We start from the raw sequence: 21,401 nt of genomic DNA on the forward strand, positions 1-21,401 counted from the left end.
GGCCTGTCCATTGTTAGCAGATTTTTCCCCGACCAGCCGACCACCGGGTGAAATTGTCGTGGGTATAATGCGGCGCTTTTGCGGCGGGGCGTTGTCACAGAGCCTGTCGAATGACCGGGAAGCCCGGCATTGGCGCTCTGTCACGGACCTCTCGATGATCCTGCGAGCTCACGCCGCAGATCATGCGCCCCGTTTTCGATTGTCTTGTCAGGTGGATTCATGGACAGCATCAACACCCGTATCGCCGAAGAGCTTTCCGCACTGCCCTCCGGCCGCGTTCAACCGCAGCAAGTCGCCGCTGCCGTCGCACTGCTCGATGAAGGCTCCACCGTCCCCTTCATCGCCCGTTACCGCAAGGAAGTCACCGGCAGCCTGGACGACACCCAGCTGCGCATGCTCGAAGAACGCCTGCGCTACCTGCGCGAGCTGGAGGACCGCCGTGGCGCGATCCTCGCCAGCATCGAGGAACAGGGCAAGCTGACCCCGGAACTGGCCCGCGAGATCAAGCTCGCCGACACCAAGACCCGCCTCGAAGACCTCTACCTGCCGTACAAGCAGAAGCGCCGCACCAAGGGCCAGATCGCCCTGGAAGCCGGCCTGGGCGAGCTGGCCGACGCGCTGTTCGCCGACCCGACCCTGACCCCGGAAACCGAAGCCGCACGCTTCGTCGATGCCGAGAAGGGCTTCGCCGACACCCGTGCCGTGCTCGAAGGCGCCAAGTACATCCTCATGGAGCGCTTCGCCGAGGACGCCACCCTGCTGGACCGCCTGCGCGGCTTCCTCAAGGACAACGCCACCCTCACCGCGCGCGTGGTGCCGGGCAAGGAAACCGAAGGCGCCAAGTTCAGCGACTACTTCGAGCATGACGAGCCGCTGAAGAACGCTCCGTCGCACCGCGCCCTGGCGATCTTCCGTGGCCGCAACGAAGGCGTACTGAGCGTCGCTCTGAAGGTCGGCGAGGAGCTGCCGGGCACCGCGCATCCGTGCGAAACCATGATCGGCGAGCGCTTCGGCATCAGTAACCAGGGTAGGGCCGCCGACAAGTGGCTGTCCGAAGTGGTGCGCTGGACCTGGAAGGTCAAGCTCTACACCCACCTGGAAACCGACCTGCTGGGCGAGCTGCGCGAAGGCGCCGACGCCGAGGCGATCAACGTCTTCGCCCGCAACCTGCACGACCTGCTGCTGGCCGCCCCGGCCGGCCCGCGCGCCACCCTGGGCCTGGACCCGGGCCTGCGCACCGGCGTGAAGGTCGCCGTGGTCGATGCCACCGGCAAGCTGCTGGACACCGCCACCGTCTACCCGCACGTGCCGAAGAACCAGTGGGACCAGACCATCGCCGTGCTCGCCGCGCTGTGCGCCAAGCACCAGGTGGAACTGATCGCCATCGGCAACGGCACCGCCAGCCGCGAGACCGACAAGCTGGCCGCCGAGCTGATCAAGAAATACCCGGCGCTCAAGTGCACCAAGATCATGGTCAGCGAGGCCGGCGCCTCGGTGTACTCGGCGTCGGAACTGGCCGCCAGGGAATTCCCGGAGCTGGACGTATCGCTGCGCGGCGCCGTCTCCATCGCCCGCCGCCTGCAGGACCCGCTGGCGGAACTGGTGAAGATCGAGCCGAAATCCATCGGCGTCGGCCAGTACCAGCACGACGTCTCCCAGCTGCAGCTCGCGCGCAGCCTGGACGCCGTGGTGGAAGACTGCGTGAACGCCGTCGGCGTGGACGTCAACACCGCCTCCGCCGCGCTGCTGGCGCGCATCTCCGGCCTGAACAGCACCCTGGCGCAAAACATCGTCGCCCACCGCGACGCCAACGGCGCCTTCCGCACCCGCGACGATCTGAAGAAGGTCAGCCGCCTGGGCGAGAAGACCTTCGAGCAGGCCGCCGGCTTCCTTCGCGTGATGAACGGCGACAACCCGCTGGACGCCTCCGCGGTGCACCCGGAAACCTACCCGCTGGTGCAGCGCATTGCCGCCGATACCGACCGCGACATCCGCTCGCTGATCGGCGATTCGGGCTTCCTCAAGCGCCTAGATCCGAAGAAGTTCACCGACGAGCAGTTCGGCCTGCCCACCGTCACCGACATCCTCAAGGAACTGGACAAGCCCGGCCGCGACCCGCGTCCGGAGTTCAAGACCGCCGAGTTCCAGGACGGCGTCGAGAGCCTCAAGGACCTCAAGCCGGGCATGGTGCTCGAAGGCGTGGTGACCAACGTCACCAACTTCGGCGCCTTCGTCGACATCGGCGTCCACCAGGACGGCCTGGTGCACATCTCCGCGCTGTCGGAGAAGTTCGTCAAGGACCCGTACGAAGTGGTCAAGGCCGGCGACATCGTCAAGGTCAAGGTCATGGAAGTGGATATCCCGCGCAACCGCGTCGGCCTGTCCATGCGCATGGGCGATACCCCCGGCGAGAAGGTCGAAGGCCAGCGCGGCGGTCGTCCGGGCGGCGGTGCCCCGCGTGGCGACCGTGGCGCCCCGCGCCAGCAGGAGAAAGCCCCGGCGAACAACGCCATGGCCTCGCTGTTCGCCAACGCCAAGCAACTGAGGAAGTAACCGATGGCCGAAGAGCTCGATGTTTCCAGCGGCAGCGCCTTCAGCCGCCTGCTCGGCCTGGAGATCGTCCAGGCTGCCGACGGCAAGGCCGAAGTGCACATGACGATGCACGACGGCCTGCGCAACGTGCATGGCAAGCTGCACGGCGGCGCGCTGTTCTCGCTGATCGACACCGCCATGGGCCAGGCCTGCCACAGCCTGTCCGGTGGCATGGCGCAGAGCGTGACCCTGGAGAGCAAGATCAACTACATCCGTCCGGTCAGCGACGGCGAGGTGGCCTGCCGCGCCTGGGTGCTGCACAACGGCAAGCGCACGCTGGTGGTCGAAGCGGACACCTACCAGGGCGAGAAACTGATCGCCAAGGCCCAGGCGACCTTCGCCAGGACCTGACCCACCCGGGAGCCGGGCACGACACCCGGCTTCCATTCCGCCACAAAGCGGCACGCGCATATCCGGGATCGCCGCGCGCCAGGCCGCCGGCTTTCGCCGCACACTGCGCGCGACTAGGCTATTGGCGTTTCTCCCTTGCCCAGGCGGCGACGCCGGCATGCTTTCCCCTTGTAGACCGCCCAGTCCACCCCCATAGTGGGTCGACTGCCGTGTGAAGGATTTCCAACTTGAGCGACCAACTCTCCCGCCGCCTGGCCCTGCTCGACGATGCCGCCAACCTGTCCCTGCTCGCCCAGTGCCTGCACGGTATCGAACGCGAATGCCTGCGTGTCGACGAACACGGCAAACTGGCGCTGACCCCGCACCCGCGCGCGCTGGGCTCGGCGCTGACCAACCCGCAGATCACCACGGACTACTCCGAGTCGCTGCTGGAGTTCATCACGCCCACCTCCACCAGCGTCGAAAGGACCCTGGAGAACCTGGGCGAAATCCACCGTTTCGCCAACCAGAAACTCGACGGCGAATACCTGTGGAGCCCGTCGATGCCCTGCGAGCTGCCGGACGAGGAGAGCATCCCGATCGCCCGCTACGGCAGCTCCCACATCGGCCGCCTGAAATACGTCTACCGCAAGGGCCTGGCCCTGCGTTACGGCAAGACCATGCAATGCATCGCCGGCATCCACTACAACTTCTCCCTGCCCGAGGAGCTGTGGGAACTGCTGCGCCAGGAGGAAGGCAGCGAGAAGAGCGCGCGGGATTTCCAGTCGCACCGCTACATCGCGATGATCCGCAACTTCCGCCGCTACAGCTGGCTGCTGATGTACCTGTTCGGCGCGTCCCCGGCCCTGGACGCCGGCTTCCTGCATGGCCGCCCGCATGGTCTGGAAGCCTTCGACGAGAACACCCTCTACCTGCCCTACGCCACCAGCCTGCGCATGAGCGACCTGGGCTACCAGAACAACGCCCAGGCGGGCCTCACGCCCTGCTACAACGACCTGGACAGCTACATCGACAGCCTGCGCCGCGCGGTGAGCACACCCTATGCGCCGTACGAGAAGGTCGGCACCCAGGTCAACGGTGAGTGGGTGCAGCTCAACACCAACATCCTGCAGATCGAAAACGAGTACTACTCGAGCATCCGTCCCAAGCGCGTCACCTACACCGGCGAACGGCCGATCCAGGCACTGATCTCCCGTGGCGTGCAGTACGTCGAGGCGCGCTGCCTGGACATCAACCCCTTCCTGCCGCTGGGCATCGACGTCACCGAAGCGCGCTTCCTCGACGCCTTCCTGCTCTACTGCGCGCTCTCCGACAGCCCGCCGCTGGGCGGCTGCGAGTGCGGCGCGGCCACCAGCAACTTCCTCAAGGTGGTCAAGGAAGGTCGTCGCCCCGGCCTGAAACTGGAGCGCGGCGGCCAGCAGGTGGAAATGAAGGACTGGGCCAACGGCCTGCTCGACGCCATCGCGCCGATCATCGACCTGCTCGACCGCGCCCACGGCGGCAGCCTGCATGCCGAAAGCCTGGCGCAACAGCGCGCCAAGGTTGCCGACGCCAACCTGACGCCATCCGCCCAGGTCCTGGCGGAAATGCGCGAACGCGGCGAGAGCTTCGAAGCCTTCGCCCTGCGCTACAGCCGTCAGCACGCCGCGACCCTGAGCGCACAGCCGCTGTCCGCCGAGGAGCAGGCGCGCTTCGAGGACATGGCCAGTCAATCGCTGCAAGAGCAGGCGGAACTGGAAGCGCAGCCCGAAGGCGATTTCGACACCTTCATCGCTGCCTACCAGGCGAGCATCCTCGGCCTGATCAGCGTCTGAGCGCGCCGCCACGCAAACGAAAAAGAGGCCTTCGGGCCTCTTTTTCGTTTCCACGGTACTGCGCCCTGCAGGAGCGAGCTCGCGAATGGGCCCGCTGCGGGGTTGCTTCGCGAGGCCGAATCCATTCCCTACGGATAACGGCATTCCCCACATTCCTGTGGGTCACAAGCTCGCTCCTACGCAGGGCAGCCGTTACAAGGTCTTCTCGAACACCTGCGAATTGCGCTGGTAGTTGTACAGCGAGGCGCGCGCCGTTGGCAGCCGGTCGACGCTGCTGGGCTGGAAGCCGCGCTCGCGGAACCAGTGGGCGGTGCGGGTGGTGAGCACGTAGAGGGTCTTCAGACCGAGGTTGCGCGCGCGCTGCTCGATACGCTCCAGCAGCTCGTCGCCACGCCCGCCGTGGCGATACTCCGGGTTCACCGCCAGGCACGCCAGTTCGCCAGCCTCGGAATCGGCGATGGGATAGAGCGCCGCGCAGGCGATGATCAGCCCTTCGCGCTCGACGATGCTGAACTGCTCGATCTCGCGCTCCAGCACCTCGCGGGAGCGGCGCACCAGGATGCCCTGCTCCTCCAGCGGGCGGATCAGCTCCAGCAGACCGCCGACGTCCTCGATGCCCGCCTCGCGCAGTTGTTCGAACTGTTCCTGGGCCACCAGGGTGCCGTTGCCGGTGCGGGTGAACAGCTCGCTGAGCAGCGAGCCGTCCTCGGTGTAGCTGACGATATGGCTGCGACGCACGCCCGCGCGGCAGGCCTGGGCGGCGGCATCCAGCAGCTCGCCCTGGTAGCTCGCGCCGAGGCGCTCCAGGTGCGCCGGCACCTGCTGCGGGCGCAGCTCGCGCACCAGCTTGTCGTTGCTGTCCAGCAGGCCGCGTTCGGCGCCGTAGAGGATCAGCTTGTCCGCGCCCAGGTCGATGGCCGCGCGCATGGCCACGTCCTCGCAGGCGAGGTTGAAGATTTCCCCGGTGGGCGAGTAGCCCAGCGGCGAGAGCAGCACGATGCTGCGCTCGTCGAGCTGGCGGTTGATGCCCTTGCGGTCGATCCGGCGGACTTCGCCGGTGTGGTGGTAATCGATGCCGTCGACCACGCCGATCGGCCGCGCAGTGACGAAGTTGCCGGAGGTCACGCGCATGCGCGAGCCCTGCATCGGCGAGGCGGCCATGTCCATCGACAGGCGCGCTTCGATGGCAATGCGCAGGTTGCCCACGGCGTCGATCACGCAACCCAGGGTCGGCGCGTCGGTCACCCGCAGGCCGCGATGGAAGCGTGGCGCCAGACCGTGCGAGGCCAGGCGCGCCTCGATCTGCGGGCGCGAGCCGTGCACCAGCACCAGGCGCACGCCCAGGCTGTGCAGCAGCACCAGGTCGTGGACGATATTGCCGAAATTGGGGTCTTCGACGCCCTCGCCGGGGAGCATCACCACGAAGGTGCAGTCCCGGTGCGAGTTGATGTAGGGCGAAGCGTGGCGCAGCCAGTTGACGTAGTCGTGCATTGCTTGAAAAGCCTGTCGTGCGAGTGGGCGGAAGTCTGTCGAATGCGGCCGGGGCCGGGCGGCGCGGTTATCGTCGTCGCAGGAACATCGACAGGCTTCTCCTCTACAGTACGTCGGGCCCTGTTGCGGGCGTTCTACAGGCGAATCTCCGCAGGCGACTTCCCGGAGGCAGCGCTCCAGGGACGACGCTCTACAGACAATAGTGGCGGATCAGTCCGCGCAGCAATTCCACGGTCGGCTCGATGCGGTCCAGGGCAAGATGCTCGTCCGGCTGGTGGGCGCAGGCGATGTCGCCGGGGCCGAGCACCAGGGTCTGGCAGCCGAGCTGCTGAAGATACGGTGCTTCAGTGCCAAAGGCTACCGCTTGCGCCGAATATCCGCTGAGACTTTCGGCGATACGCACCAGCTCGCTGTCCACCGCCTCTTCGAAGGGCGGCACGGCGGGGAACAGCGGGCGGTAGTCGAGCTGCACCGCATGGCGCTCGGCGACCGGCCGCAGGCGCTCGCGAATGGCCTGGCGCAGAGCCTCCGGCTGCATGCCGGGCAGCGGGCGCAGGTCGAACTCCAGGGCGCACTGGCCACAGATGCGGTTGGGGTTGTCGCCGCCGTGGATGCAGCCGAGGTTGAGCGTCGGCTGCGGCACGCTGAACTGCGGATTGGCGAACTCGCGCTGCCACTCGCCGCGCAGCGCCAGCAGCTCGCCAATGGCGGCGTGCATGGCCTCCAGCGCGCTGCGCCCCAGGCTGGGGTCGGAGGAGTGACCGCTCTGGCCCAGGATGTCGATGCGCTCCATCATCACGCCCTTGTGCAGGCGGATCGGCTTCAGGCCGGTGGGTTCGCCAATCACCGCCGCACGCCCCAGCGGCCGCCCGGACTCGGCCAGCTTGCGGGCGCCAGCCATCGAGCTTTCCTCGTCGCAGGTGGCGAGCAGGATCAGCGGCTGCTTCAACGGCTGGTCCAACAAGGGCAGCAACGCCTCGATGGCCAGGGCGAAGAAGCCCTTCATGTCGCAGGCGCCCAGGCCGTACCAGCGGCCATCGCGTTCGTCCAGGCGCAGCGGATCGCTGCTCCACAGCGCCTCGTCGTAGGGCACCGTGTCGGTATGCCCGGCCAGCACCAGGCCACCGGGGCCGCTGCCCAGCACGGCGATCAGATTGGACTTGCCCGGCGAGACGGCCTGCAGCTCGCAGGTGAAGCCCAGGTCATCCAGCCAACCGGCCAGGCGCTCGATCACCGGTCGGTTCGACTGGTCCAGCGCGGCCTGGGTGCAACTCACCGACGACAGGGCGATCAGTTCGGCAAAGCGTTGTTTCAAGGGCGGCAACGGCATGGTGTCCTCCGAGGGCGTGGTTTCCACTATGGACCATGCCGGCCTGCGGTAAAACCTCGCGCCGCCCGGCAGGCGCACCGAACTACCTGTAAACTGCACACCTTTGACGCCTTTTCCGTGCCCCTCTTCAGGCTTTTCGCCAGACGGGCGCATCCGCTCTGACCGGACATCGCCATGCAGAAAGAAACCGAAATCAAACTGCGCGCCAGCCGCGAAACTCTCGACGCCCTGCGCGATCATCCGGCGCTGAAGAAGCGCAACAAGTCCGGCTGGGAACTCCGCGAGCTGTTCAACCAGTACTACGACACGCCCACCCGCGAGCTGGCCCGCGCCCGCGTCGCCCTGCGCATGCGCCGCGACGGCGAGCAGTTCATCCAGACCCTGAAGACCCGCGGCCAGAGCGTCGCCGGGCTGTCCGAGCGCAACGAGTGGGACTGGGACCTGGAGAAGAACAAGCTCGACCTGAAGAAGCTCGACGACCAGTGCTGGCCGGCCGCCCTCGCCGACCTGGACAAGAAGCAGCTCAAGCCGATCTTCAGCACCGACTTCACCCGCCAGCGCGCCGAGATCGCCTGGGGTCGCGGCAAGACCAAGGTGGTCATCGAGGCCGCGCTGGACCTGGGCAAGGTCATCGCCGGCAAGCAGGAAGAGGAAATCTGCGAGCTGGAGCTGGAGCTGCGCCAGGGCGAACCCGCCGCGCTGCTGGAACTGGCGCTGGAACTGGCCGCCGACCTGGCGCTGATGCCCTGCGACATCAGCAAGGCCGAGCGCGGCTACCGGCTGTTCGACCCGGCCAGCTACAGCATCCAGCCCGATACCCAGAAGCTGCTGGCGGAAACTCCGCTCGACGGCGCCTTCGCCGCGCTGGCCTGGGCGCTGCTGGGCAGCAGCCAGCGCCTGGCCGAGCAATACCGCTTCAACGGCCACTGGCGTCTGCTGGAAGACTGGCTACGCCAGCTGGTGGACCTGCGCGCCCTGCTCGGCAGCCTCGGCCAGGCCGTGCCGCGCGCCACTACCCGCGAGCTGCGCGCCGCCCTCGATGCGCTGATCGCCGACTGGCTGCCGCGCATCGAACAGGGCCGCGACGACGAAGCCGTGCGCCAGCAGATGCCGGACGCCTTCCGCGAGGAACTGGCGAACACCCGCTGGGGCCAGTTCTCCCTGGGCACCTCGCGCTGGCTGCTGGCCAAGGCCTGGACCGAGGCGCGCAACGAGCGCGCCAACCGCCTGGGCGGCGCCGCGGTCGGCAAGTGGCTGCAACGCACGCTCGCCGAAGAGGCCCAGGCCATGCCGCTGCAACGCGCCCAGCAACTGCCCGAAGTGCTCGCCGACCAACTGCCGCGCCTGCAGCGCATGCTGGTCTGGCTGCGCCCGGCGCGCGGCGTGCTGGACCTGCCGGAGGTCGACCGCCTGTACGGTGAACTGGCCAAGCTGGAAGAACTGCTGGCCGCCCCGGAGGCCGAGGATCGCCTGGATGCCCTGGCGGCCCAGGCCCATACTGTGCTCACCCTCAAGCCGTGGAAGGCGCTTTTGAAATAAGCTCCGGGCGAGCTCGCCGGCCCTTGTAGGAGCGAGCTTGCTCGCGAACCAGGCCTGGCACCAAGCCAAAGCGGTTCGCGAGCAAGCTCGCTCCTACATAAGCCTGTCACTTCACGCCAGGACCAACAGGAGTTCAGATGTCCGCCTACGCCCCCTCCGCCCAGGACCGCTTGCTCGACCTGGGCGATATTCTGCGCGAACTGGTGAGCCAGGGCCGCGTCGCCCAGGATGACGCCGAGCAGTGCCTGGCCATCCGCCGCAGCGCGGTGAACAACCAGCAGCACCCGCTGGAGTTTCTCGCCGCGCAGCAGGTCGAAGATCGCCAGCGCTGCGGGCGCAAGCTCGACCTCGACGCCCTGGTGCACTGGCTGGCGGACTACTCAGGGCAGCCCTATCGGCGCATCGACCCGCTGAAGATCGACGTGGCGGCGGTCACCCCGCTGATGTCCTACGCCTTCGCCCAGCGCCACCAGATCCTCGCGGTGGCCGTGGCGCCGGACGAAGTCACCATCGCCAGCGCGCAGCCTTTCGTGCAGGCCTGGGAAAGCAACCTGATCCACGTCCTCAAGCGCCCGATCAAGCGTGTGGTCGCCAGCCCCACCGACATCCAGCGCTTCACCGTGGAGTTCTACCGGCTGGCCAAGTCGGTCAGCGGCGCCACCGCCAAGGACCAGAAGGTCAGCGGCGTGGGCAACTTCGAGCAACTGCTCAACCTGGGCGCGGCGGACCAGGAGCCCGATGCCAACGACGCGCACATCGTCACCATCGTCGACTGGCTGTTCCAGTACGCCTTCCAGCAGCGCGCCAGCGATATCCACATCGAGCCGCGCCGCGAGCAGGGCACGGTGCGCTTCCGCATCGACGGCGTGCTGCACAACGTCTACCAGTTCCCGCCGCAGGTCACGATGGCGGTGGTCAGCCGCCTCAAGTCCCTGGGCCGGATGAACGTCGCCGAGAAGCGCAAGCCGCAGGACGGCCGGGTAAAGACCAAGACCCCGGACGGCGCCGAGGTCGAGCTGCGCCTGTCGACCCTGCCCACGGCCTTCGGCGAGAAGATGGTGATGCGGATCTTCGACCCCGAAGTGCTGCTCAAGACCTTCGACCAGCTCGGCTTCTCGCCGGACGACCTGCGCCGCTGGCAGAGCATGACCAGCCAGCCCAACGGCATCATCCTGGTCACCGGCCCCACCGGCTCGGGCAAGACCACCACGCTGTACACCACGCTCAAGCAACTGGCCACCGACGAGGTGAACGTCTGCACCATCGAGGACCCGATCGAGATGATCGAGCCCTCGTTCAACCAGATGCAGGTGCAGCACAACATCGAGCTGACCTTCGCCAGCGGCGTGCGCGCCCTGCTGCGCCAGGACCCGGACATCATCATGGTCGGCGAGATCCGCGACCTGGAGACCGCCGAGATGGCCATCCAGGCGGCGCTCACCGGCCACCTGGTGCTCTCCACCCTGCACACCAACGACTCGCCCACCGCCATCACCCGCCTGCTCGAACTGGGCGTGCCCTACTACCTGATCCGCGCCACCGTGCTCGGCGTCATGGCCCAGCGCCTGGTGCGCACCCTGTGTCCGCACTGCAAGGAACCGATGGAACTGGACGAGGCGGACTGGCAGGAACTGACCCGGCCGTGGAACGCCCCGCTGCCGACCAGCGCCCATCGCGCCGTCGGTTGCCTGGAGTGCCGCGACACCGGCTATCGGGGCCGCGCCGGGGTCTACGAGATCATGCTGCTGAGCGAAACCGTGAAGGAGCAGATCAGCGCGGACACCGACCTGATCCCGCTGCGCCGCCAGGCCTTCAAGGAGGGCATGCGCAGCTTGCGCCTGTCCGGCGCGCAGAAGGTCGCCGCCGGGCTGACCACCATCGAGGAAGTACTGCGGGTCACTCCGCAGAGCGAGCAGAAGTAGCCTGTCGGCGGGGTATCGCCCTTCCGGCCGGCGCGGGGGTTGGTCCACGATAGCGCGCAGGGCCCGTAGCCGCCCCACAGGCAGTTTTCGACCAAGGAGCTTTTCACATGGAAATCGGTAGTGTCGTCCTGTTGTTCGTCATCCTGGCCATCGCCATCGTCCTGATGGGCTTCAAGGTGGTCCCGCAAGGCTTCGAATGGACGGTGGAGCGCTTCGGCCGCTACACCCATACGCTCAAGCCGGGCCTGAGCATCATCATCCCGGTGGTCGACCGCATCGGCCAGAAGATCAACATGATGGAGCGCGTGCTGGACGTCCCGCCGCAGGAAGCGATCAGCGCCGACAACGCCATCGTGCAGATCGATGCCGTGTGCTTCTTCCAGGTGGTCGACGCGGCGCAAGCGGCCTATGAAGTGAGCGGGCTGGAAAACGCCGTGCGCAACCTGGTGATGACCAACATCCGCACCGTGCTCGGCTCGATGGAGCTGGACCACATGCTCAGCCAGCGCGACGCAATCAACGAACGCCTGCTGCGCACCGTCGACGAGGCCACCGCGCCCTGGGGGCTGAAGGTCACCCGCATCGAGATCAAGGACATCAGCCCACCGGCCGACCTGGTGGAAGCGATGGCCAGCCAGATGAAGGCCGAACGCCTGAAGCGCGCGCAGATCCTCGAGGCCGAGGGCAAGCGCGCGGCGGAAATCCTCACCGCCGAAGGCAAGAAGCAGGCTCAGATCCTCGAAGCCGAAGGCCTGCGCCAGTCGGCCTTCCTCGAATCCGAGGCGCGCGAGCGCCAGGCCGAGGCCGAAGCCAAGGCGACCCGGGTGGTCTCCGAGGCCATCGCCAGCGGCAACGTGCAGGCGATCAACTACTTCGTCGCGCAGAAGTACGTCGACGCCCTCGGCCAACTGGCCAGCTCCAACAACAGCAAGATCGTGCTGATGCCGCTGGAAGCCAGCCAGGTGATCGGCGCGGTCGGCGGCATCGGCGAGATCGTCAAGGCCACCTTCGGTGACGCCAAGGGCCGCAACTGATGGCCGCCTTTCTGCAGAATCTCGGCTTCTGGGACTGGCTGGGGCTGGGCATCGTCCTGTTGATCCTGGAAATCTTCGGCGCCGGCGGCTACCTGCTGTGGATCGGCATCGCCGCGGCGCTGACCGGCGTGCTGGCATTCCTGCTGCCGGGGCTGGACTGGCTCTGGCAGTGCCTGGCCTTCGGCGTGCTGGCGATCCTCACCGCGCTGTACTGGTGGAACCACCAGCGCCTGAACAAGCGCCAGGCCGAACCCTCCGGCCTCAACCGCCGCGGCAGCGAGCTGGTCGGCCGCCAGTTCGCCCTGCACGACGCCATCGTCGGCGGCCGCGGCAAGATCCGCGTCGGCGACAGCGTCTGGCTGGTCAGCGGGCCTGACCTGCCCGCCGGCGCGCAGGTGCGCGTGACCGGGCAGGACGGTGTGCTGCTGCTCGTCGAGCCGATCTGAGCTCCGATCAAACCGGTATCTGTAGGAGCGAGCTTGCTCGCGAACCCGCCCCCGCTGCGGAGTTCGGTTCGCGAGCAAGGACTGGGCGTCCCCTTCGGTCCTACGAAAAGCAGAAAGCCGCCCTAGGGCGGCTTTTTCATTCAGGCGAAACTCAGCTCGCCGCCGGCTGCGCAGGGGCGCGGCGGTAGGCCCAGACCATCAGCGCGATACCGCCGAGGATCATCGGCACGCACAGCACCTGGCCCATCGTCAGCCAGCCCCAGGCGAGGTAGCCCAGTTGGGCGTCCGGTACGCGGACGAACTCGACGATGAAGCGGAAGATGCCGTAGCAGAGCACGAACAGGCCGGACACCGAGGCGGTCGGGCGCGGCTTGCGGGTGAACAGCCAGAGCACGACGAACAGCGCCACGCCCTCCAGGGCGAACTGGTACAGCTGCGACGGGTGGCGCGGCTCCGGGCCGCCGGTGGGGAAGATCATCGCCCAGGGCACGTCGGTCACCTTGCCCCACAGCTCACCGTTGATGAAGTTGCCGATGCGCCCGGCGCCCAGGCCGATCGGCACCAGCGGCGCGATCAGGTCCATCAGTTGGAAGAAGCTCTTGTTGTTGCGCTTGCCGAACCACCAGGTGGCCAGCATCACGCCGATCAGCCCGCCGTGGAACGACATGCCGCCCTTCCATACCTCGAAGATCAGCGTCGGGTTGGCGATGTACTCGTCCAGGTTGTAGAACAGCACGTAGCCCAGGCGACCGCCCAGCACCACGCCGCAGGCCACCCAGAACACCAGGTCGGAGAGCTTCTCCTTGGTCCAGGTCGGGTCGAACTGCTTGAGCTGGCGCGACGCCAGCAGCCAGGCGCCGCCGATACCGATCAGGTACATCAGGCCGTACCAGTGGATTTTAAGCGGCCCGAGCGCTACGGCGACCGGGTCGATCTGTGGATAAGGCAGCATCCGCTTCTCCTAGCAGGAATTCAGATCAGGAAACTCAGCCCCACGCCGAACAACAGCAGGGCGAACAAACGCTTGAGTACCAGGGGCGGCAGGCGGTGCGCCAGTCGCGCCCCGATGCGCGCGAAAAACATGCTGGTCAGGGCGATGCCCACCAGCGCCGGCAGATAGACGAAGCCGATGCTCATCTCCGGCAACTGCGCGTTGTGCCAGCCGACGACGATGAACGATATCGCACCGGCGATGGCAATCGGCAGTCCACAGGCGGACGAAGTCGCAACCGCCTGTTGCATGGGGACGCCACGCCAGGACAGGAACGGCACGGTCAGCGAGCCGCCGCCGATACCGAAGATCGCCGACGCCCAGCCGATCACACTGCCGGCGACGCCCAGTCCGACGCGGCCGGGCGGCTCGCCGCTGCCCTTGGGCTGCAAGCCGAGCGCCATCTGGATCGATACCAGGATGGCGAAAACCCCGATGATCTTCTGCAGCACCGGTCCCTGGATCTTCGACGCGGTGAGCGCCCCCAGGGCACTGCCGAGCAGGATACCGACGGTCATCCAGATGAACAGCGACCAGCGCACCGCGCCACGGCGGTGATGTTCGAGAATCGAGTTGACCGACGTGAAGATGATGGTCGCCAGTGAAGTGCCGACCGCCATTTGCGTCAGCACATCGGGCGAAAAACCGTGGGCGGTGAAACTGAACACCAGGGCCGGGACGATGATCAGCCCACCGCCGACGCCGAACAGGCCGGCCAGCACACCGGCGCAGGCGCCCAGTACCAGATAGAGCACGAACTCCATGCGGGCAACCTCGGACGAATGAAAGCGGGCATGGTAGCCGATGCGCCCCAGGCGCTCCAGCCACCCACGGGCTCCGGCGGACTTGATAGACTGCCGGCACACTGAGGAGTTTGCCGGATGTGCCTGATCGTCTTCGCCTGGCGTCCCGACCACGCCATGCCGCTGATCGTTGCCGCCAACCGCGACGAGTTCTACGCCCGCCCCACCCTGCCGCTGGCGGCGTGGGAGGATTCCCCCGGCCTGTACGCCGGCCGCGACCTGGAAGCCGGCGGCACCTGGATGGGCATCGCGCCCGGTGGCCGCTTCGCGGCGCTGACCAACGTCCGTGATCCAGGCCAGCCGCTGGGGCCGCGCTCGCGGGGCGAACTGGTCGCCGCCTTCCTGCAAGGCCGCCAGGCGCCATTGGAGTACCTGCAGCACGTCGCGCGCCGCGCCAGCGACTACAGCGGTTTCAACCTGCTGGTCGGGGACGCGGAACAGCTCTGCTATTTCAACCCGCGCATCGGCCCGCCGACAGCCGTGGCCCCCGGCGTGCACGGCCTGTCCAATGCCGCGCTGGATACGCCCTGGCCGAAGCTGCTCCGCGCCTGCAACGCCCTGGAAACCCGGCTCGAACGGCCGGACGCCGGAGCGCTCGTCTCGCTGCTGGCCGACGAACGCCAGGCCAGCGACGGGGAGCTGCCTGAAACCGGCGTGGGCCTGGCCACCGAGAAGCTGTTGTCGAGCGTATTCATCGCCAGCCAGAACTACGGCACCCGCGCCAGCACGGCGCTGATCGTCCACGCGGACGGCCACCGCGAGCTGCTGGAGCGCAGCTTCGGCCCCAGCGGCGCGCGCCTGGGCGATGTGCGCCTGAGCGTCTAGCAGGCCACGATGCAGTCGCGTTGCTGCTTGGCGCGATAGAGCCCGTCGTCCAGCCGGCGCATCAGCCCCATCAGATCCTCTGCGGGGCGCATCGCGGTAACGGCGAAACTGGCGGTGAGCTGCACCGGCAGGGAGATATCCGCGCGGCGCAGGCTCAGGCGCAGCCGCTCGGCCAGTTCCCGCGCCTCCTCGCAGGCGGTTTCCGGCAGCAGCACGATGAATTCCTCACCACCCCAGCGGGCGAAACAGTCTTCCTCTCGCAACCGCCGCCGCACCACTTCCGCCACGGCCACCAGCACGCGATCGCCGGCCGGATGCCCCAGGCTGTCGTTGATGCGTTTGAAATGGTCGAGGTCGAACATCATCACGGCGCAGGCATGGCCGTGGCGCTGCAGACGCTGCCATTCGGCGTGCAACTGCTGCTCGAAGCGGCGGCGGTTGGCAATCTGCGTCAGCGGATCGATCTCGGAGAGGCGCAGCGCTATGGCCGCCTGCTCGGCAAGCGCCTGGTTGGCCCGGCGCAGCGCCTCGGTGCGCGCGTCCACCAAGGCCTCCAGTTGCTGGTTGAGCGCCTGCAGTTCCAGATTCTTCTGCTGCAGCGCCAGCTCGGCCAGCTTGCGTTCGTGGATGTTGCGATGCGCGCCGATCATCCGGGTCGCCCGTCCCGTCTCGTCGTACTCGACGAAGCGCCCATGATCGCTGACCCACAAGTAGCTGCCGTCGAGGCAACGACAACGGTATTCCTCGGCGTACTGCTGGCTGCGCCCCTCGACGTAGGCGTTGAAGCCGTTCATCACCTGCTCGAAGTCTTCCGGGTGGATGACCTCATGCCAGGTGGCGACGTTCTCCGGCAGGCTGTCCGCATCGTAGCCGAGCATGGCGTACCAGCCGGGGCTGCGGCTGACATGGTTGCTACGGATGTGCCAGTCCCAGATGCCGTCGCTGACGATGTCCAGCGCCAGGCGCAAGGTGAGGGTATTGTCGTGGGAGTCCGTGCCAGGGTCGACGTCGAGCTCGCCCATAAGCTTCGCCTTGGCCGGCACGCCGGCCTCACCGTCTTGGAGCCCCCCGGCAATGCACGGAGCCGGGAGGATAGGAGGCCCGGCGTCAGGCCTGGATGGTTGCCGCCGGGTTGATCACGCGACCGAGGCCGAGGTTGCGCAAGGCCAGGTGCAGCGAACTGTGGATGACCTGCGGATTGTCGAAGGTCATCAGTTGGCTGAGCAGTTCGTGCGCCTTGGACAGGGTCATCTGGCGCAGCAGCCATTTCACCTTGGGCAGGTTGGTGGCGTTCATCGACAGCGAGTCGAAGCCCATGGCCATCAGCAGCACGGCGGCGGCCGGATCGCCGGCCATCTCGCCGCAGATGCTCACCGGCTTGCCTTCGGCATGGGAGTCGTCGACCACCTTCTTCAGCGCCTGCAGCACGGCCGGGTGCAGGTAGTCGTAGAGGTCGGCGACGCGCGGGTTGTTGCGGTCCACCGCCAGCAGGTACTGGGTCAGGTCGTTGGAGCCGACCGAGAGGAAATCCACCTGGCGCGCCAGTTCGCGGGTCTGGTACACCGCCGCGGGGATCTCCACCATCATGCCGATCGGCGGCATGGGGATGTCCACGCCCTCGTCGCGCACCTCGCCCCAGGCGCGGTGGATCAGGTGCAGCGCTTCTTCCAGCTCGTGGGTGCCGGAAATCATCGGCAGCAGGATGCGCAGGTTGTCCAGGCCTTCACTGGCCTTGAGCATGGCGCGAGTCTGCACCAGGAAGATTTCCGGGTGGTCGAGGGTGACGCGGATGCCGCGCCAGCCGAGGAAGGGGTTGTCTTCCTTGATCGGGAAGTAGGACAGCGCCTTGTCGCCGCCGATGTCCAGGGTGCGCATGGTCACTGGCAGCGGGTGGAAGGCGGAAAGCTGCTCGCGGTAGATGGCGAGCTGTTCCTTCTCGCTGGGGAAGCGGTCGTTGATCATGAACGGCACTTCGGTGCGGTACAGGCCGACACCCTCGGCGCCGCGCTCCTGGGCACGCGCCACGTCCGCCAGCAGGCCGGTGTTGACCCACAGCGGCATGCGATGGCCGTCCAGCGTCTCGCAGGGCAGCTCGCGCAATGCGGCCAGGCCCTTGCTCAGTTCTTTCTCTTCGGCAACCACTTCGCCGTACTGCTTGACCAGCTGCGGCGACGGGTTGGTGTAGATCTCGCCGTGGTAGCCGTCGACGATCAGGTCGATGCCATCGACCTTGGAATACGGCAGGTCGACCGCGCCCATGACCGTGGGGATGCCCATCGCGCGGGCGAGGATGGCGACGTGGGAGTTGCCCGAGCCAAGCACGGACACCAGGCCCACCAGCTTGCCCTCGGGCACTTCGCCAAGCATGGCCGGCGACAGCTCCTCACTGACGATGATGGTCTGGTCCGGGTAGGCCAGGGTCTGCTTACGCTCCTCCTGCAGGTAGGCGAGGATGCGGCGGCCGATATCCTTCACGTCGGAGGCGCGCTCGCGCAGGTAGGCGTCGTCCATCAGCTCGAAACGCTGCACGTGCTCCATCACCACCTGGCGCAGGGCGCCCTGGGCCCACTGGCCGGCGCGGATGATGCGCTTGACCTCCAGGCCGATGGAAGCGTCATCGAGCATCATCAGGTAGACATCGAACAGCGCGCGTTCTTCCTTGCGCAGCTGGGTGGCCAGCTTGCTGGAGAGGTTGCGCATGTCCTCGCGGACCGATTCCAGCGCCTGCTTGAACAGCTCGACCTCGGCCTCGACGTCATCGATGGGCTTGTCCGGGACCACTTCCAGGTCGGCCGGCGGCAGCACCACCACGGCCTTGCCCACGGCCACGCCGGGCGCGCCGGGGACGCCGACGAACTTGGCCTCGCTGATGCCCTTGCCGAGCTTGCCCAGGCCACGGATCGTGCCGGTCGCCTCGGCATGGGCAATCACACCGGCGAGTTGCGCGCTCATGGTGACGAGGAAGGCCTCCTCGCCTTCGTCGAACTGGCGCTTTTCCTTCTGCTGCACGACCAGGACGCCCATCACCCGACGGTGGTGGATGATCGGCGCGCCGAGGAAGGAGGCATAGCGTTCCTCGCCGGTTTCGGCGAAGTAGCGGTAACGGGGATGTTCGGAGGCGTTCTCGAGGTTCAGCGGCTCCTCGCGGGTGCCGACCAGGCCGACCAGGCCCTCGTTCGGCGCCATGCTGACCTTGCCGATGGAGCGCTTGTTCAGGCCCTCGGTGGCCATCAGCACGAAGCGGTTGCTCTCGGCGTCCAGCAGATAGACCGAGCACACCTGGGTGCCCATCGCCTCCTTCACGCGCTGCACGATGATGCCCAGCGCCGCCTTGAGGTCCTTGGCGGAGTTCACTTCCTGGACGATCTTACGCAGCGTGTTGAGCATGGCTCGGGGTCTAACTCCTTGAACTTGCGTGCTAGTCGCGCGCCAGGAGGCGCGGTGCCAATTCCTTCAGGGCCCGGCGGTAGACCTCGCGTTTGAAGGTCACGACCTGGCCGAGCGGGTACCAGTAGCTGACCCAGCGCCAGCCGTCGAACTCCGGTTTGCCGGTCACATCCATGCGCACCCGGCTTTCCTCGCCGGTCAGGCGCAGGAGGAACCATTTCTGCTTCTGCCCGATGCACAGCGGTTGGCTGTTGGTCCGAACCAGGCGTTGCGGCAGGCGGTAACGCAGCCAGCCACGGGTACAGGCAAGAATCCGTACGTCCTGTTCCTCCAGGCCGACTTCTTCGTTCAATTCGCGGAACAGCGCTTCCTCAGGGGTTTCGCGGGCGTTGATGCCACCCTGGGGAAATTGCCAGGCTTCCTGGTTGATTCGCCGTGCCCACAGTACCTGTCCGACATCGTTGCAAAGGATGATGCCGACATTGGGGCGAAAACCATCGGGATCGATCACGGCGGTACATCCTCGAAATCGCGTGTGCCCGCATTGTTCCACAAAGCTTGTGACAGCGGCAACGCGAGGCGCGGCGTCATGTGCAGGGCCGGCAAAAGCCGTTACTCTAGGCGACTTTCCAGCATTGGCAACCAACGGTAATTGAACGTGCGACTGGCTCTCTTCGATCTCGACAACACCCTACTGGCCGGCGACAGCGACCACAGCTGGGGCGAATGGCTGTGCCAGCGCGGGCTGGTGGATGCCGGCGAGTACCAGGCGCGCAACGATACCTTCTACGCCGACTACCTGGCCGGCACCCTGGACGTGTTCGCCTACCAGGCCTTCACCCAGGCCATCCTTGGCCGCAACAGCCTGGAGCAGTTGGCGATCTGGCACCGCCAGTTCATGGCAGAGGTGATCGAGCCGATCATCCTGGCCAAGGGCGAGGCCCTGCTGGCCGAGCACCGCGCCGCCGGCGACAAGCTGGTGATCATCACCGCCACCAACCGTTTCGTCACCGGCCCCATCGCCGAGCGCCTGGGCGTGGAAACGCTGATCGCCACCGAATGCGAAATGAAGGACGGTCTCTACACCGGCCGCACCTTCGACGTGCCCTGCTTCCAGGGCGGCAAGGTGACCCGCCTGCAGCGCTGGCTCGACGAAACCGGCCTGAAGCTGGACGACGCCTGGTTCTACAGCGACTCGCGCAACGACCTGCCGCTGCTGGAACGGGTGGCCAACCCGGTGGCCGTCGACCCCGACGACACCCTGCGCGCCACTGCCACCGAGCGCGGCTGGCCGGTGATCAGCCTGCGCTGATTCGCAGCTGCCAAACCGGAGTTTCAAGGATGAAATGCAGACTGCTGCCTCTATTTTCCCTGCTGGCACTGACAGGCTGCAGCACAGGCCCATACCTGCAACCCGAGTCGCAATCGGGCCAGCCTCGCGGAATTGACAGAACATGTCCCGGCGCCAAGCAGGCACTGCAGTACTTCAATGCCAAGCGCTCAGAGAGCCTGCTCATCTACGTTGACCTGCCCACCGCCAGCACGGCCGGCACCGAGCTGAGGCTGTTCGTATGGAGCTACGGTGCGAGTGACGCCGAGCCTGCAATGATCAGCGCCGATTCCGCAGACGTCGAACTGGAACTCCCCTCAGGAGAACGCCGGACCATTCGCGTTCCCCTGCTGGAGAATGGCTTCCAGAGCAACGACCCACGAATCAGTAGTCGATCCAGTGGGGCAAAGCTCTACGACGGCGCCTTGGAAGACTTCATCCTGACCCTGCCAGTCATTCGAGTGAACGGCGAAGCGCTCGATATCCAGCCCGTTCGCTTCCACAAGACGGAATCCCGCTACGTCCCCGTCTTCAACTGCTGACGGCCGAGCGCTGGAGCCTACAGCGTCTTGTTGACCATCAGGTAGAAGATCGCCAGGAAGGCCAGGAACGCCGGCCAGCCCAGGGCGAACCACCAGCGCATATAGAGGAAGGCCCTGGGCGGCAACGCTGCACCATCGCGGTGCGCCGCCTCGGCCATGTCACGCACGCGGATCTGCAGCCAGACCACCGGCAGCCAGCAGACACCAGCGAACACATAGAGCGCCAGGCTCCACAGCAGCCAGCCCGAATCCAGCGGCCAGCCAGCCATGTGCGCCATGGCGATGCCGCTCAGCGGCTGGAACACCGCCGTGGTGGCGATGAACAGCCAGTCGGCGGTGACCAGATGGCGGAAGGTGATGCGGATGGCTTCCAGGTTGCCGCTGCGCCAGGCGCGCCAGCTGTAGTAGGCAGAACCCAGCCCGGTACCGAACAGCAGCGTGGAAGACAGGATGTGCAGAGTCTTGAGCAGCAGGTAGAGGTTCACGCGGTAGGCATCACACCGGCTTGCTGATCATCAGCACCAGAATCGCGATCACGCACAGCAGCGCCAGCACGAAGAACGCCAGGCCGTACTTCCACTGCCGCGCCGCGCCCGCAGAAATCGGCTCGCCACTGCTCTGTGCCACCAGCGCCAGCCCGCGGATACGCCACAGGCGGGTGGTGAACAGCAGCCAGAACAGCGTGGCGACGATCAGCAGGCAGGCGCTGCCCAGCAGCCAGGTCTGCCCCAGCGGCAGGCCTGCGCCGTGCACCATCTGCCAGCCGGTGACCGGCAGGCTGGCGATGCTGCCGGCGACCAGCACCCAGCCGGCCAGGCCGATACGTTGCAACGCCGTGGCGATCTTCCCGGCGTCGCCGCCGCGCCAGCTGCGCCAGCCGTACCAGGCCAGGCCGATGATCGCGAGGAACGGCAGCACCGCCGCGGCACCGTGGAGGATTCGGAAGGTCTGGTAGCTTTCCATGATCATGCGTTCCTGTGAACAATCCTGCGTTCAGCGAAGAC

The 21,401-nt window shown here is 66.8% G+C and carries 19 protein-coding genes; 10 read left to right on the plus strand and 9 right to left on the minus strand.

The features are described 5' to 3' along the window. Window positions 1–219: 219 nt before the first annotated feature. The 3 genes from H681_RS23565 (at window position 220) to gshA (ending at window position 4,757) form a co-directional block, all read left to right on the plus strand. Entirely contained in the window at window positions 220–2,553 is a 2,334-nt protein-coding gene (locus H681_RS23565; protein WP_015479410.1) for a Tex family protein, read from the plus strand. 3 nt (window positions 2,554–2,556) lie between these two features. Beyond that, a complete protein-coding gene (locus tag H681_RS23570; protein ID WP_015479411.1) occupies window positions 2,557–2,943 on the plus strand; it encodes a PaaI family thioesterase in 387 nt (128 codons plus the stop codon). A 227-nt stretch (window positions 2,944–3,170) separates the two neighbouring features. Beyond that, window positions 3,171–4,757 carry a glutamate--cysteine ligase gene (gene gshA / locus H681_RS23575; RefSeq protein ID WP_015479412.1) on the plus strand — a complete coding sequence of 529 codons (1,587 nt, stop codon included), beginning with the start codon at window positions 3,171–3,173 and terminating at the stop codon, window positions 4,755–4,757. Between the two features lie 192 nt (window positions 4,758–4,949). On the opposite strand, the gene argA is transcribed toward gshA, so the two are convergent. Continuing rightward, entirely contained in the window at window positions 4,950–6,248 is a 1,299-nt protein-coding gene (gene argA / locus H681_RS23580; RefSeq protein ID WP_015479413.1) for an amino-acid N-acetyltransferase, read from the minus strand. A 190-nt stretch (window positions 6,249–6,438) separates the two neighbouring features. Beyond that, window positions 6,439–7,578, minus strand: coding sequence for an acetylornithine deacetylase (argE, locus tag H681_RS23585; RefSeq protein WP_015479414.1), 1,140 nt, complete (start codon window positions 7,576–7,578; stop codon window positions 6,439–6,441). A 174-nt stretch (window positions 7,579–7,752) separates the two neighbouring features. On the opposite strand from argE, the gene H681_RS23590 reads away from it, so the two are divergent. The 4 genes from H681_RS23590 to H681_RS23605 all read left to right on the plus strand — a co-directional run bounded on the left by H681_RS23590 (window position 7,753) and on the right by H681_RS23605 (window position 12,519). After that, window positions 7,753–9,117: a CYTH domain-containing protein gene (locus tag H681_RS23590; RefSeq protein WP_015479415.1), complete on the plus strand. Its 1,365-nt coding sequence runs from the start codon at window positions 7,753–7,755 to the stop codon at window positions 9,115–9,117. Between the two features lie 137 nt (window positions 9,118–9,254). Next, window positions 9,255–11,039 carry a GspE/PulE family protein gene (locus H681_RS23595; RefSeq protein ID WP_015479416.1) on the plus strand — a complete coding sequence of 595 codons (1,785 nt, stop codon included), beginning with the start codon at window positions 9,255–9,257 and terminating at the stop codon, window positions 11,037–11,039. Window positions 11,040–11,146: 107 nt separating this feature from the next. Beyond that, a complete protein-coding gene (locus tag H681_RS23600) occupies window positions 11,147–12,073 on the plus strand; it encodes an SPFH domain-containing protein (protein ID WP_015479417.1) in 927 nt (308 codons plus the stop codon). Continuing rightward, the gene (locus tag H681_RS23605; RefSeq protein WP_015479418.1) at window positions 12,073–12,519 is read left to right on the plus strand and encodes an NfeD family protein; all 447 of its coding nucleotides are present in this window, start codon (window positions 12,073–12,075) and stop codon (window positions 12,517–12,519) included. The genes H681_RS23600 and H681_RS23605 overlap by 1 nt, the downstream gene beginning before the upstream one ends. A gap of 151 nt (window positions 12,520–12,670) precedes the next feature. On the opposite strand, the gene lgt is transcribed toward H681_RS23605, so the two are convergent. Both lgt and H681_RS23615 read right to left on the minus strand, forming a co-directional pair. Next, window positions 12,671–13,471, minus strand: a complete 801-nt coding sequence (gene lgt, locus H681_RS23610; protein ID WP_015479419.1) for a prolipoprotein diacylglyceryl transferase — start codon at window positions 13,469–13,471, stop codon at window positions 12,671–12,673. Between the two features lie 20 nt (window positions 13,472–13,491). Next, a complete protein-coding gene (locus H681_RS23615) occupies window positions 13,492–14,274 on the minus strand; it encodes a sulfite exporter TauE/SafE family protein (protein ID WP_015479420.1) in 783 nt (260 codons plus the stop codon). Between the two features lie 117 nt (window positions 14,275–14,391). On the opposite strand from H681_RS23615, the gene H681_RS23620 reads away from it, so the two are divergent. Further along, complete coding sequence (locus tag H681_RS23620) at window positions 14,392–15,138, plus strand: NRDE family protein (RefSeq protein ID WP_015479421.1); 747 nt, start codon at window positions 14,392–14,394, stop codon at window positions 15,136–15,138. Here H681_RS23620 and H681_RS23625 read toward each other — a convergent pair. The 3 genes from H681_RS23625 to H681_RS23635 form a co-directional block, all read right to left on the minus strand. Beyond that, entirely contained in the window at window positions 15,135–16,160 is a 1,026-nt protein-coding gene (locus tag H681_RS23625; protein WP_015479422.1) for a sensor domain-containing diguanylate cyclase, read from the minus strand. The genes H681_RS23620 and H681_RS23625 overlap by 4 nt on opposite strands. Before the next feature lie 85 nt (window positions 16,161–16,245). Continuing rightward, window positions 16,246–18,525: a phosphoenolpyruvate--protein phosphotransferase gene (gene ptsP / locus H681_RS23630; protein WP_015479423.1), complete on the minus strand. Its 2,280-nt coding sequence runs from the start codon at window positions 18,523–18,525 to the stop codon at window positions 16,246–16,248. Window positions 18,526–18,556: 31 nt separating this feature from the next. Continuing rightward, window positions 18,557–19,036 (minus strand): RNA pyrophosphohydrolase, encoded by a 480-nt coding sequence (locus tag H681_RS23635; protein ID WP_015479424.1) that lies wholly within the window; start codon window positions 19,034–19,036, stop codon window positions 18,557–18,559. Window positions 19,037–19,183: 147 nt separating this feature from the next. Between H681_RS23635 and H681_RS23640 the strand changes: the two genes are divergently transcribed. Together H681_RS23640 and H681_RS23645 are read left to right on the plus strand one after the other, a co-directional pair. Next, window positions 19,184–19,837 (plus strand): HAD family hydrolase, encoded by a 654-nt coding sequence (locus H681_RS23640; protein ID WP_015479425.1) that lies wholly within the window; start codon window positions 19,184–19,186, stop codon window positions 19,835–19,837. A gap of 29 nt (window positions 19,838–19,866) precedes the next feature. Further along, window positions 19,867–20,397 (plus strand): hypothetical protein, encoded by a 531-nt coding sequence (locus tag H681_RS23645; RefSeq protein WP_015479426.1) that lies wholly within the window; start codon window positions 19,867–19,869, stop codon window positions 20,395–20,397. Window positions 20,398–20,414: 17 nt separating this feature from the next. Here the strand turns inward: H681_RS23645 and H681_RS23650 are convergent, their stop codons facing one another. Further along, entirely contained in the window at window positions 20,415–20,882 is a 468-nt protein-coding gene (locus H681_RS23650) for a DUF2269 family protein (protein WP_015479427.1), read from the minus strand. Window positions 20,883–20,892: 10 nt separating this feature from the next. After that, a complete protein-coding gene (locus H681_RS23655; RefSeq protein ID WP_041712762.1) occupies window positions 20,893–21,360 on the minus strand; it encodes a DUF2269 domain-containing protein in 468 nt (155 codons plus the stop codon). Between the last annotated feature and the right edge of the window lie 41 nt (window positions 21,361–21,401).

The organism is Pseudomonas sp. ATCC 13867 (genome assembly GCF_000349845.1).
Taxonomy (GTDB): Bacteria; Pseudomonadota; Gammaproteobacteria; order Pseudomonadales; family Pseudomonadaceae; genus Pseudomonas.